The sequence below is a fragment of the Rhizobium sp. BR 314 genome, from assembly GCF_047445805.1.
In the GTDB taxonomy this organism is placed as follows: Bacteria; Pseudomonadota; Alphaproteobacteria; order Rhizobiales; family Rhizobiaceae; genus Rhizobium; species Rhizobium lusitanum_B.
In genome coordinates, this window is record NZ_JARWLA010000005.1 from 69,858 (window position 1) to 82,730 (window position 12,873).

Annotated in this window: 11 protein-coding genes; 8 read left to right on the plus strand and 3 right to left on the minus strand. The window is 59.5% G+C overall.

Annotated features, from left to right (window positions below):
* Nucleotides 1–46: 46 nt before the first annotated feature.
* Entirely contained in the window at nt 47–2,065 is a 2,019-nt protein-coding gene (locus QD461_RS09075; RefSeq protein ID WP_414087436.1) for a methyl-accepting chemotaxis protein, read from the minus strand.
* Between the two features lie 436 nt (nt 2,066–2,501).
* Nucleotides 2,502–3,632: an MFS transporter gene (locus QD461_RS09080; RefSeq protein WP_414087437.1), complete on the minus strand. Its 1,131-nt coding sequence runs from the start codon at nt 3,630–3,632 to the stop codon at nt 2,502–2,504.
* A 96-nt stretch (nt 3,633–3,728) separates the two neighbouring features.
* Here QD461_RS09080 and QD461_RS09085 point away from each other — a divergent pair, with 96 nt between their 5' ends.
* A complete protein-coding gene (locus QD461_RS09085; protein WP_414087438.1) occupies nt 3,729–4,493 on the plus strand; it encodes an AraC family transcriptional regulator in 765 nt (254 codons plus the stop codon).
* 30 nt (nt 4,494–4,523) lie between these two features.
* On the opposite strand, the gene QD461_RS09090 is transcribed toward QD461_RS09085, so the two are convergent.
* On the minus strand, nt 4,524–5,222 hold the full coding sequence (locus tag QD461_RS09090; protein ID WP_184703495.1) for a GntR family transcriptional regulator: 699 nt from the start codon (nt 5,220–5,222) through the stop codon (nt 4,524–4,526).
* Between the two features lie 228 nt (nt 5,223–5,450).
* Between QD461_RS09090 and QD461_RS09095 the strand changes: the two genes are divergently transcribed.
* From QD461_RS09095 to QD461_RS09125, 7 genes are all read left to right on the plus strand, one after another.
* Nucleotides 5,451–6,392: an ABC transporter permease gene (locus tag QD461_RS09095; RefSeq protein ID WP_414087439.1), complete on the plus strand. Its 942-nt coding sequence runs from the start codon at nt 5,451–5,453 to the stop codon at nt 6,390–6,392.
* The gene (locus tag QD461_RS09100) at nt 6,392–7,264 is read left to right on the plus strand and encodes an ABC transporter permease (protein WP_414087440.1); all 873 of its coding nucleotides are present in this window, start codon (nt 6,392–6,394) and stop codon (nt 7,262–7,264) included. Before QD461_RS09095 ends, QD461_RS09100 begins: the two co-directional genes overlap by 1 nt.
* A 3-nt stretch (nt 7,265–7,267) precedes the next feature.
* On the plus strand, nt 7,268–8,872 hold the full coding sequence (locus tag QD461_RS09105; protein ID WP_414087441.1) for a dipeptide ABC transporter ATP-binding protein: 1,605 nt from the start codon (nt 7,268–7,270) through the stop codon (nt 8,870–8,872).
* A gap of 31 nt (nt 8,873–8,903) precedes the next feature.
* The gene (locus tag QD461_RS09110; protein ID WP_414087442.1) at nt 8,904–10,493 is read left to right on the plus strand and encodes an ABC transporter substrate-binding protein; all 1,590 of its coding nucleotides are present in this window, start codon (nt 8,904–8,906) and stop codon (nt 10,491–10,493) included.
* 68 nt (nt 10,494–10,561) lie between these two features.
* Nucleotides 10,562–11,716, plus strand: coding sequence for a M24 family metallopeptidase (locus QD461_RS09115; RefSeq protein ID WP_414087443.1), 1,155 nt, complete (start codon nt 10,562–10,564; stop codon nt 11,714–11,716).
* Between the two features lie 10 nt (nt 11,717–11,726).
* Complete coding sequence (locus QD461_RS09120; protein ID WP_414087444.1) at nt 11,727–12,371, plus strand: flavin reductase family protein; 645 nt, start codon at nt 11,727–11,729, stop codon at nt 12,369–12,371.
* Nucleotides 12,372–12,397: 26 nt separating this feature from the next.
* Nucleotides 12,398–12,871 carry a nucleoside deaminase gene (locus tag QD461_RS09125; RefSeq protein WP_414087445.1) on the plus strand — a complete coding sequence of 158 codons (474 nt, stop codon included), beginning with the start codon at nt 12,398–12,400 and terminating at the stop codon, nt 12,869–12,871.
* The last annotated feature ends 2 nt before the right edge of the window (nt 12,872–12,873 follow it).

Sequence of the window (12,873 nt, forward strand, 5' to 3'; positions counted from 1 at the left end):
GTCCATGGTCGATAGGAGCGCTCAAATATCGGATTACGGGCTGCGCTTAGAATTCTTCCCACTCGTTCTTCGCATCAAGGGCGGCATTGCCGTTGAAGGCGGTGGCAAGTTTCCGGTTGAGCGCCCGCGCAGGGGACGTGCGAGCGGCATCGCTCGGTCTCGCCGCCCGTGCGGAGCCGGTCGCACCTGCGCCTTCAAGCCGGAACTGGGTGACGAGTTCACGCAGTCGCACGGCTTCGCTCGCAAGCGTATTGGACGCCGCGTTGGACTGCTCGACCATGGCGGCGTTCTGCTGGGTCGTCTGATCCATCGCATTGACGGCGGTGTTGACTTCGGCAAGGCCGACCGATTGCTCCTTGGCGGAGGTGGCGATCGATTCCATATGCTTGTTGATCTCGACAATAAAGCCGCTGATGGTCTTCAACGCCGAACCGGCATCCCGCACCAGCTTGACGCCGCTTTCGACTTCCGTGGACGAATTCTGGATCAGTCCCTTGATTTCCTTGGCAGCCTGAGCCGAGCGCTGCGCGAGTTCGCGAACTTCCTGCGCCACGACGGCAAAGCCCTTGCCAGCCTCCCCGGCGCGAGCGGCCTCAACGCCGGCGTTGAGCGCCAGCAGATTCGTCTGGAACGCGATCTCATCGATGACACCGATGATGTTGGAAATCTGCTGCGAGCTTTCCTCGATCTTGCGCATGGCCTCTTCAGCATGGGAGACGACTTCGGCGGATTCGGCAGCGGCGCGATTGGCACGACCGGCGACATCCTTGGCTTCTTCAGTGCGCTTGCTCGAGTTGGCGACGTTTACGGTGATCTCGTCGAGCGCTGCTGCCGTTTCTTCCAACGAGGCTGCCTGCTGCTCGGTACGTTTGGACAGATTGTCCGTGCCCGACGCAATTTCGCGTGTACCGGTGTCCATGGTCGAAATCGAGTTCGAGATTTCGGAAAGCGTGGAGCCGAGCTGGGCTACGGAACGGTTGAAGTCATGACGCAGTGCTTCGAAGTCCTGGGCGAAGGCCTCGTTGAGTTGGACGGCAAGATCGCCGCCGGCAAGGCGCTTCAGGCCGGCAGCAAGGCCGGAGGTTGCGATGCGCAGCCGCTCCGCGGCATCCGCCTCTGCCTTCTCCTGCATGGCGATACGCTCGACTTCCGCACGCTTGCGACCTTCCTCAGCCTCGCGCTCCAGCCGGCGGTTAGCGATGGCACCCTGGCGGAAGACTTCGAGCGCTTTGCCCATGTCGCCGATCTCGTCATTATTCCTGGCAAGGCCGATGTCGAGATCAAGCTGGCCTTCGGCCACCTGCTTCATGGAATCGCCGAGCTTGTTCATGCCCCCGATGATGCGCTTGAATGTCACGAAGCCGATGATCATCAGCATCAAGGCCAGCGCCGACATCGCAACAAGAGTCAGCGTCCAATAGAAGGAGGCGCTGGCATTCGCCCGATCGACAGCTCCCTGGGTTCGGTCTTCGAGCTTCACGAAGAAGGCATCGACCGGCTTCATGATCTCGGCTTTGAACTTATGGTAATCGGGGGAATTAAGCATGGCGGCAGCTTTTGCCTTGGCCTGCGGCCCCAAGGTAGCTGCATTGTCCACCAGGCTCATCGCCTCGGTTTCCATCTTCACCAGCGCGTCCGAGCGTTTGCCCGCTTCGGCGAGAAGCGCGAACTCGTCATCGGTAAAGCCGGTCTGTCTCATCAAGTCCTGAAGCGAAACGGCTGGCCCGTCCGGACGGGGCTTGGGATCGCCGCCAGCGACGAAATCCCAGTAGATGCGGTTATAGTCCTGCGGACGCGGGCGCGTCCCGTTGCGAATTTCGATGACGGCATTGTACTGGCTTTTGAAGGACGGATCGCCGGTCTCGGCATAGGTTCGCGCCATCCGGGTCAGCTCGTCCGAGGAGCGGCGGAAGTTCTCAGCCAGCAGATAGGATTTGTATTTCTGATCATAGGCGCTGGCGACTTCGCCGACGGCACCGGCATAACCCCACAGGCTGCCGACAAGCCCTGCAATCGCGACACCCGCGGCTGCCGCGAGGACGATGAACTGCGTCTTTATTTTCATGGTCGAAATGTCCTGGGTGTGCATCTCTCTGTTGCCGCGCCGAAGTCATTTCTGACGTCAAGAAGTCATGCCACACGTCTATGTCTATTTGGCCCGACGGCATCGTCGGAATGTTTTCGAGAGTTGCTTAGTTTGGTTAGCGAATTGATAATTTTAAAGTTTTTCTCTGAATCAAAACGTCTTTTACTCGCGTAAATTGAAGATCAGCTTCATCAGCCAAAGAGAGTATCCTGTTACGCGATTTACGTTGCATCATTGTTCGGCAATGTATTTTGTGCGATACAATTTTTGCTTGTCAGACGGCATAAGACCCGAGCATCTGGTGTACATCGTGCACAGGCATTCCAAGCCTGTCGCCGGCCGCGATCATCATCCCTCGGCCGTTCCTGCCGCCACCTTCCCGAAGATCCTCATCGCATCGATGTCCCTTTCGAGGTCACCGCCATCTTCCGGACAGGAAGAAAGTCAAAACCGCGAGACCGGCGCACGCGATAAGGACAAGATCCAGACTCTGGACGAGACCTGCCAGTACGAGCCCTCCTCCCAGCAAATTGTAATAGAACAGGCTCAAGATTGCGCCGGCAGTGCCAAGGCGATCGGTATAGGCTCTCAGCGCCTGGGACAGGATGTTCGGTATCGCGATCGCGTAAGCGGCGGCAATCACGGCCATGCCGAGCAGAAGGGCTGGGCTGCGCACAAAAAGCCCACCGAAGCCGGCGCCGAGAACCAGCAGAACAATACCCAGACGGGTGAGTTTTTGCGAGCTCCATCCTTGCCGCAGCAGTTGGGAGTTCGCGATGGCTGCGGCTAGCGACGCGACTGCCAGCACGATACCGCTATGACCGAAATCGATCCACACGTTCTCCAACCGCGCAAAGAGAAATGGGCCTAGCTGATAATAGCCGAAGATCGCCAAATTGAAGCAGCAGATCAGCATGGCGCTCCGCCAGATAGCCTTGTCGAACAACATTTGCCAGAGCGTCAGTCGGAATGACACGACCGGGATGGAAGCCGCCAACGTTTCCGGCCAGCGAATAAGGCTGATGACGAGAAGCGCTACAGCCAATAGACCGAGCGCTGCAAAGATGCCTTCATGACCGGCTATGGCTGCGATCTCTTCGCCGGTGAACATGCCGACTGCGGGGCTTATCGCCAACGCCATGCCGAGAAGCGAGAATACGCGCCCCAGGCTTGGGCCGCTGTAACTGTCGCGCAAGGCCGTCTGCGTGACGATCGACCCGACTGCCGCACCGAATGCCGACAGAAGTCTCGCTGCGAGCAAATCGCTGAAATCCGGCGCGATCAGAGCCCAACCCGCACCGATCGCATAAAGGAGCAAGCCGGCAAGCAAGGACGGCCGGCGCCCCCAAACATCGCAAAGCCTTCCCCAGACGACGACACCAAGCGCAAAGCCCAGGAACCAGAGTGACAGGGTCTGGGCAACCTCCTCCGGAGCAACCCGATAGCGGCTCGCGATCAGCGGAAGGGCCGGACTGTAGATCGTTTCGACGACCTGGGGAAAGCTGAGCAACACAATGACAAGCGCAAGCGGTGGACGAGAAGACATGGGGGTTCCGACGATGAAAGACAGTTTTCCGCCTTCTAGCCATAAGCCGCAATGCTGGTTACAAACAAAAAGACAAAAAACATTGGAAATCGGACAATGGCTTGGATCGCTCCGGACGCAATCTTTGATCCCGATGTGATGGCAGAGCCGATCATCGGTATCGCATCGCGGCTTGTGCAGCACGATTCCCTCTTTCACCGGCACGCTCGGGGACAGTTGCTGTTTGCCTATGCGGGATCGATCAGGATCACCATGCCGAAGCTGATCTCGATGCTACCGCCGATCCGGCTGATGTGGATCCCGCCCGGGATCGAGCATCGCGTGCAAATTCAAGGGGAGGTCGAATATCGCTCGATCTATCTCGATCCCGCGCGCGTGGCGCCAATCGCGCAAGAGCCCGTCATTCTGTCCATGACACCGCTTCTGCGCGAGGTGTTCGAGCGGATCAGCCACGAGCCCTTCGATACCGACTGGTCGCAAGGTGCGGCGCATAATCTGTTTGCGGTCTGCTTGGATGAACTGCGCAGCGCCCGGCGTGAGCCTATGCTTTTGCCGATGCCGACCGATCCTCGGCTGACCCGGCTCGATCTCGAAGAACTGCCCCCCGAACTCGAGGAGCTCTCCCGGCGGCTCGCGGTCAGCGCCCGTACGCTCACGCGCATTTTCCGCCGCGAGACTGGCATGGGCTATCAGGCCTGGCGGCAGAACTGGCGCCTGCTGCGTGCGGTAGACCTTCTGGCATCAGGCCAAAGCGTCACATCCGTCGCCTTCGAGCTCGACTTTGCAAGCGACAGCGCATTCATCGCATTCTTTCGTCAGATGACCGGACAGACGCCCCGGCGCTACATCCTGCAGCAATAGGAGGCTCTGCGCCTTCAGAGAGCAGTTCCTTCAGGCCAAGCCTTCCGCGACCGCATAGGTCGCAAGAACATCCTGGATGCTGTTTTCCGTTGGAAGCAGCGCACGGGCCGTAATGGAATCGAGATGATGTGCCATGAGTGCAGCCGCCTCGTCGGTCTTGCCGGCGATCAGCTTATCCAGCAGTTCCCGATGCTCCGACACGGCGCACTCCGAAGAGTGGGGGCGGCCGTAAAGGGCCAGGATCAGCGAGCTTCTGGCGACCAGTTCATTCACGTAACGGATGAGGCTGGCATTGTTGGTCATCTGAGCGAGAAGTGTATGGAATTCGCCGGCCAGGCGGATCGAAGCGGCATGCTCGGTCCTGGCCGCCTCTTCGCCAGCAATATGCGCTGACAGAGTATCGATCTGCTCTCGCGTCAGGTTTCCCGAAAGCGTTTCGACGACAAGACGTTCCAATGCCATCCGCGTGAGAAAGAGGTTTCGTCCTTCCTCTAGGCTCGGGCGTGCAACCGCAGCCCCCTTGTTCGGGCGCAATTCCACCAGCCCTTCCTGGCTCAAACGAACCAGCGCTTCCCGAACCAGCGTCCGGCTGACGCCCAAACGCTCGCCAATCGAATCCTCCGGCAGTTTTGAGCCGGGCGGCAGTGCCTGGTCGATAATCGCTCGCTTCAATGCGCGATGAACAGCCTGAGAGCGACCACCGCCTGCATCGCTCATCTTCTTCGCCATTCCAGACTCCCAATGTTCAATCGATTTGACACATCGAATTGCATACGAAGTTCGTATGTGTCCAGCCATTTATTGCCCTGAAGAGCTGAACCCTGCGCCAAGACCTCGGATAGGCGAGATCACATTTTGCGTTATAGCAGCAAAAGGTGCTTTACGGAACTCAAAATGCATGCATTAATTATGCAAGATTGCATACAATAATAGAATTCAAAAATTGGGAACAATCACATGCTCGCCTTCGTCATCAAACGAATGCTCGGCCTTGTGCCAGTGATCCTGGTCGTCTCGATCGTCGTCTTTCTGCTGTTGCGACTGAGCCCGGGCGACCCAGCGGTCGTTATCGCCGGCGACAATGCGGATGCAGCAACGATCGAACGGATCCGCGCGACCCTCGGGCTCAATCAGCCCCTGACGAGCCAGTTCATCATATGGGCCGGTTCGCTCCTGCACGGCGATCTGGGCGTGTCGGTTTTCTCGAACATTCCTGTTACCCAGCTCATTCTGCAGCGCCTGGAACCAACGGCCTCGCTTGCTCTGACGACACTCATTTTCTCGATCGTGGTCGCGATCCCCCTCGGCACAATCGCCGGCGCCACCGCCGGAAGCTGGCTGGATCGGACACTGATGCTCGTCTCCGTTCTCGGCTTCTCCATCCCCGTCTTCGTGCTGGGATACTGCCTGATCTACGTCTTCTCGCTGCAGCTTCATCTTTTGCCAGTTCAGGGCTTTTCCAGCATCCGTAATGGCATCCTTCCTTTTCTGTCGAGCATCGCGTTGCCGACAATGACCTTGGGGCTTGCCTATCTGGTGCTGATCGCGCGCATCACCCGGGCAAGCGTTCTCGAAATGATGGGCGAGGACTTTATCCGGACAGCACGCGCCAAGGGCGTCAAGGAGCGCATCGTCGTCACAAGACACGCCTTGCGCAATTCCGCGATCCCGATCCTGACCGTTATCGGCATCGGCGTCGCGCTGCTGATCAGCGGCGTCGTAGTGATCGAGACGGTGTTCAACATTCCCGGCGTCGGGCGCCTCGTGGTGGATGCGATCCTGAAACGGGATTACCCGGTGATCCAAGGCGTCATCCTCATGTTTTCCGGGGTCTATGTCCTGATCAATCTGATCATCGACATCGCCTATGCGTTCCTCGATCCAAGGGTGCGGTACTGATGAACTCTACAGCTTCTCTCCCCACGGCGCCGGCAATGACAAAGCGCTCGCTACCGCCATTCCTGCTTCATCCGTCAGTTCTCGTCGGCGGGCTGCTCATCGCGACGATCGTTCTGGTGGCGATCTTCGCTCCCTATCTCGGCACGGTCGATCCGGGTCGCATCAACCCCGGCATGCGCCTGAAGCCGCCATCGGAGCTCGCCTGGTTCGGCACCGATCTGTTCGGCCGCGACGTCTATAGCCGCGCCATCTACGGCGCGCGCAGCTCCATGCTCATCGGGATCTGCGTCGCCACGGCAGCACTGGTCATCGGCGTCACGATCGGTCTGGTGGGCGGTTACTTCCGTTGGGTCGATGCCGTGGTCATGCGCGTCATGGACGGCCTGATGGCGATCCCGACATTCCTGCTCGCGATTGCACTTGTCTCGCTCACCCGTGCCAGCATCGCAACTGTTGTCGTCGCCCTCACCGTTCCCGAAATTCCCCGTGTCGTGCGGCTTGTGCGCAGCGTCGTGCTGACCGTGCGTGAGGAACCCTATGTCGAAGCGGCCATCTCCGTCGGAACATCGACACCGGCCATACTCTTCCGCCATCTGCTTCCCAGCACCTATGCGCCCCTCATGGTGCTTGGCACCTATATCTGCGCATCCGCCATCCTGATCGAAGCCGGCCTCAGCTTCCTTGGAACGGGCCTGCCGCCCGAAATCCCCAGCTGGGGCAACATGATTTCGGAAGGCCGGACCTTTTTCCAGGTCGCACCGCGCCTGGTCTTCTTGCCGAGCCTTTTCCTGGCTCTCACCGTGCTTGGGATCAATCTACTCGGCGACGGGTTGCGCGATGCGCTCGACCCTCGAATTGCAAAGAGGATGTGAGGAATGCTGATGAAAACGGCAACACCTGTCATTGAGGTCCAGGACCTCGCTATTCCTCTTCCGGGTGGCGGCGATCGCGGCTTTGCGGTCGATCACATCTCTCTTTCCGTCGCGCCGGGTGAAATCGTCTGCGTCGTGGGCGAGTCCGGCTCTGGCAAATCGGTCACCGCGCAATCCATCATGGGCTTGCTGCCGAAGGTATTTCCTAAGCCCGCCGGCCGGATTCTGTTCGAGGGCAAGAACATTACCGAGGCAACTCCCGCCGAGATGCGGGACCTGCGCGGCCGCGGCATCGGCATGATCTTCCAGGAGCCGATGACCGCATTGAACCCAGTGCAGGCGGTCGGCAAGCAAATCGACGAGGTATTGCGGACGCATCTGTGCCTGTCGCGCAGGGAGCGCTTCGACAAGGTTATCGCCGCCATGGCGGAAGTTCGCCTGCCCGATCCGGAAAAACTCTATCACGCCTTTCCGCACCAGCTCTCCGGCGGCCAGCGCCAGCGTGTTCTCATCGCGGCCGCGCTGATCCTCCAGCCGAAACTGCTGATCGCCGACGAACCGACGACGGCGCTCGATGTAACGACCCAGGCGCAGATCCTGTTGCAAATTCGCGAGCTGCAACGCGAGCGCGGCATGGGCGTGCTGTTCATCACCCATGATATCGGCGTCGTGCGCGAGATTGCCGACCGCGTCGTCGTGATGAAAGCCGGTAAGCTGCTCGAGCAAGGCGCCGCTGATCAGGTGCTCAATGCACCGGTCTCGGACTATACGCGCATGCTGATCGCCTCGGTTCCAACTCTGGAGCCGAAGCGAAGCGGCCATGTTGTCAACGGTGCGGTCGCGCTTGAGGTGACGACGGTGACAAAGACTTATCACAGCGGCGGTCTGTTCCGCGACCGCCGCACCGTTCAAGCCCTGCGGGAAGCCTCGCTTTCCGTAAGGCGCGGCGAGACACTCGGCATCATCGGCGAATCCGGCTCCGGCAAGTCGACGCTTGCGCGCTGCGTCATGCAGCTGATCGAACCGTCATCCGGCAGCATTGAGTTACCTGATGCCGGGGATGGCCGCACGCTGCGGCAGCGCATGCAAATGGTCTTCCAGGATCCCTACAGATCGCTCAATCCACGCCGCACCGTCGGGCAATCGATCATCGAAGGGCCGATGAATTTCGGCCAAAGCAAGAGCGAGGCTTTGGAACGGGCACGCGAGCTGATGCAACTCGTCGGACTTGAGCCCCATGCCGTCGATCGTTTCCCGCATCAGTTTTCCGGCGGCCAGCGGCAGCGCATCTCGATCGCGCGGGCGTTGGCGATGGAGCCTGACATTCTGGTCGCGGACGAGGCCGTGTCTGCTCTTGACGTCTCGGTCCAGGCTCAGGTTCTGCGTCTGATCGACGACATCCAGAAGCGCTTCGATCTGGCCATTCTTTTCATCACGCATGATCTGCGCGTCGCAGCGCAGATCTGCGACCGGCTGATCGTCATGCATCGCGGGGAAATCGTTGAGCAGGGAGCTGTATCGACCGTCTTCGCAGCGCCGTCCCACCGATACACGCGCGAACTGCTCGCATCGATACCTGGCCGGGCGGAACAAAAGGTTCCGGCCTGAGGAAATCTCTCGAATAATAAGGGGAATGACCATGTTTAATCCGATGAAAGCCACTCGCCAGGCCCTGTTCGCCTCGGCCGTCCTGCTAACGTGCTTCGGGACCGCCTGGGCGGAAAGCACCCTCAAGATCGTGCCGAGCGCCGATCTCCAGGTGCTCGATCCGATGGGCTCGACCGCCGACATCGTGAAGATGCACGGCTTCATGATCTACGACACGCTCTATGCGCTCGATGAGCATTTCAAGCCGCAGCCGGAAATGGTGCAGGACATGCAGCTTTCGGCCGACAAGACGACCTATCGCTTCACGCTGCGCGACGGGCTGAAATGGCATGACGGCCAGCCGGTCAAGGCGGAGGATTGCGTGGCCTCATTGAAGCGTTGGCAGGCTCGCGATGCCGCTGGACAGCTGATGGCGCGCGAGCTGAAGGAAATGCGTGTCATCGACGACAAGACCTTCGAGCTCGAATTCAAGGAGCCCTACGGCATAGTGCTGGAAAGTCTCAGCAAGGTCGCCTCGAACGTACCCTTCATGATGCCGAAGCGGATCGCCGAGACCGATCCCTACAAGGAAATCACCGATTATACAGGTTCTGGCCCCTACAAATTCGCCAAGGACAAGTGGATCCCAGGCAGCAAGGTAGTCTACGAGAAGTTCGCTAACTATATTCCGCGGAAGGAACCGGCAAGCGGCCTGGCCGGCGGAAAAGTAGCGCAGTTCGACGCTGTCGAATGGGATATCATCAAGGACCAGCAGACGGCGCTATCGGCGCTGATGAGCGGCGAGATCGATTTCTGGCAAAATCCGTCGCTCGACCTTCTTCCGGTCATCGAATCGGCGGGCAATCTGCAAACCAAGGTCATCAACCAGACCGGTACCCAAGGCACGCTTTTCTTCAATCACACCCAGCCGCCCTTCGACAATCCGAAGGCGCGTCAGGCCATGTTCTACCTGACCAACCAGCAGGCCTATCTGCAGGCGGTCAACGGCAACCCCGACTACTTCAAGACCTGCGCCTCCTTTTTCATCTGCGGCAGCCCGATGGAAACCGAAGCCGGACTGGACGCGCTGAAAGCGCCCGATCCGGTGAAAGCCAAGGCACTTTTCCAGGAGGCCGGCTGGGATTTCTCCCGGCCGATCGTCATTCTCGATCCGACCGATGAAAGCATCGTGCATCCGGAAACCGTCGTCACCGTTCAAGCGATGCGGGATATCGGTCTGACCGTCGATGTGCAGGCAATGGACTGGGCGACCGTCCTGAAGCGCCGCAATTCCAAGGAACCGGCCGGCAAGGGCGGCTGGAACCTGCTTCATTCCTATGTCGGCGGACAGGTGGTCGCCAATCCGGTCTGGAGCATCACCTTCTCGGCTGCATGCGAGAAAGGCATCTTCGGCTGGCCATGCGACAAGACGCTTGAGGATCTGCGCCTGAAGTGGGCGCTTGCCGATGGCCTTGACGCACAGAAGGCGGTCGCGGCCGAGTATTCGAAGCGCGCTTTCGAAACCGGCCATCATATCCCTCTCGGCCAATGGAACACCTTTGTCGCGTTCTCGAACAAGCTGTCGGGCGTGCTGACGACGCAGGACGTGCCGGTGTTCTGGAACATCAAGAAGAGCGATTGACAAGATCTCAAGGAAAGGCGCCTCGACGCGCCTTTCACCCGACTTCCCCAGAATAGTGAGCAGACAATATGTCGACCGATTACGACCGTTTACCCTTCGAACCTCACGAATATCTCGCACGCAGGGATGCTTTAAGAAAACTCATGGCCGAACGCGGCATCGATGCCTGCGTGTTCAATTCGGCCGAGAACATGTACTACCTGACCGGCTTCGGATCGCTCGCTTACGGCGCGACCTCCCTGATCGTTCGAGCAGACGGCAAGGCGACCTGGGTGATGCGGCTGACCGAACTCAGCAATATCCGTGCGCTGAAGGGCAAGATCTGGGCGGATGAAGGCGTCGGCGTCCGAGACGGACAGAACTATACGGCCATTCTCGAGCGCACACTTACCGATTTTGTCCCCGCAAAGGCCACGATCGCGGTCGAATACGCAACCGTTCAGCCGGCCTTGCGGGGCTTCGTTCGGCCGAAGGACGACGCTATTCTCAACGCGTCCGGCCTGGTCGAGCAATTGCGCCGTATCAAGAGTGCGGCGGAAATCGCTCTTCTGCGCAAGGCGGGTCGAATAGCGGCACAGTCATGCCGCGATGGCTTCGAGGCATTGCATGAGGGCATGACCGATACCGCGCTTGCCGCTGTCGTTACCAACAGCATGCTTGCCAACGGCAGCCACCGGCCGGTCAAGATGGCAAATGTCTGCGCCGGGCCTCGCTCCGCCCGGGCCCACGTTACCTGGTGCGGTGCGCCGATTTCCCGCGGAGAGTTGGTCAATATAGAACCTGCCGCATCGATCCACGACTACCACACGCCGATCTTCCGGTTCTATTCAATCGGAGAGCCGGTGGACCGAGTGCGGCGCATGTTCGAGGTATGCAAGGAAGCGCTCGACGACGGTTTTGCCCGCGTTCGCCCCGGCATGACTTCGCATGAGGCCGCACGCATATTCGAAGGCGTGATCGAGGGCCGCGGCTTTGCAGAATGGATGGTCACGCGGCCGGCCTACAGCATCGGTGCTTCCTTCCCGCCCGGCTGGGGCGAAGACGACGTCATGGCAATCCGCCGCCATCACGATGTCATTCTCGAAGAGGGCATGTGCTTCCACGTAACCCCCTGCCTTTACGAGGATGGGATCGGCTGCGTCGGCGCTAGCATGCCGGCAGTTTTGACCGCGAGCGGATTTGAATCCTTAAGCGGCGACGAAGCCATTTTTGGCGTGAAGTGAAGGAGGCACCATGGATATGAGCGCAAACAGCGACGCCTCGGACAGCAGGACCGCCTTCGATTTCACCAGGCTTGGCGCTCGCGAGCGCTACAAGCTGATGATCGGTACGATCATTCCTCGCCCGATCGCGCTGGTAACGACAGTCGACGAAAATGGCCGCTTCAACGCAGCCCCGTTCAGCTTCTTCAATTGTCTTTCGGCCGATCCGCCCATTGTCGCGATCGGCGTCGAGAACAATCCCGACGTTTCTTTCAAGGATACCGGCCACAACATCCGGATGACAGAAGTCTTTACCGTCAACATTGTCTCGCATGCCATTGCCGAAGCGATGCATGTCTGCGGCACGAAGTATCCGCGCGGGGTCGACGAAATGAAGGAGGCGGGCCTGACTGCCATGCCCGGCGAAAAGGTTGCCTCGCCCTGGATAAAAGAGGCCCCGGCCTCCTTCGAGTGCCGCCGACATCTGACGCTGGAGCTTGGCAAATCGCGTCAGATCATTATGGGCGAGATCATCTTTGCTCACTATCACCCAGGCGCCGTCGATGAAGGCCTGCATGTCGATCCGAACATCATCGATTCAATCGCTCGGCTCGGCGGCGACACCTGCTCCACGATCCGTGACAGGTTCGAAATGCTGACCCCGAAGCTGGCGTGACGGAGGCGAAAACAAGAGAGAACATCATGGACGATGAAACCCACTTCCTCTGCGAGGCCATCGAGCTTGCGCGTACCAATTCCCAAAATGGCGGCCGCCCTTTCGGTGCCGTGGTCGTCAAGGATGGCGACGTGATCGCAACCGGCGTGAATGAGATCCTCACCACGAACGATCCGACCGCCCACGCCGAGATGACGGCGCTCCGCCTTGCCAGCCAGAAGCTGAAGTCACCCAACCTGGAGGGCTGCACGGTCTATGCCAGCGGCCACCCCTGCCCCATGTGCATGGCGGCGATGCGTCTTGCCGGCGTGAAAGCAATCTCCTACGCCTATTCCAACGATGACGGTGCGCCATTCGGGCTGTCGACCGCGGCAATCTATGAGGATCTGGCGAAGCCCTTTGCCGAGCAGTCGATGACGATCCGCTATGTTCGCACGCGCCTCGAAAACCAACCCGATCTCTATGCCGATTGGAAGCGGCGTCAGGACAAGCGGTCCTGAAT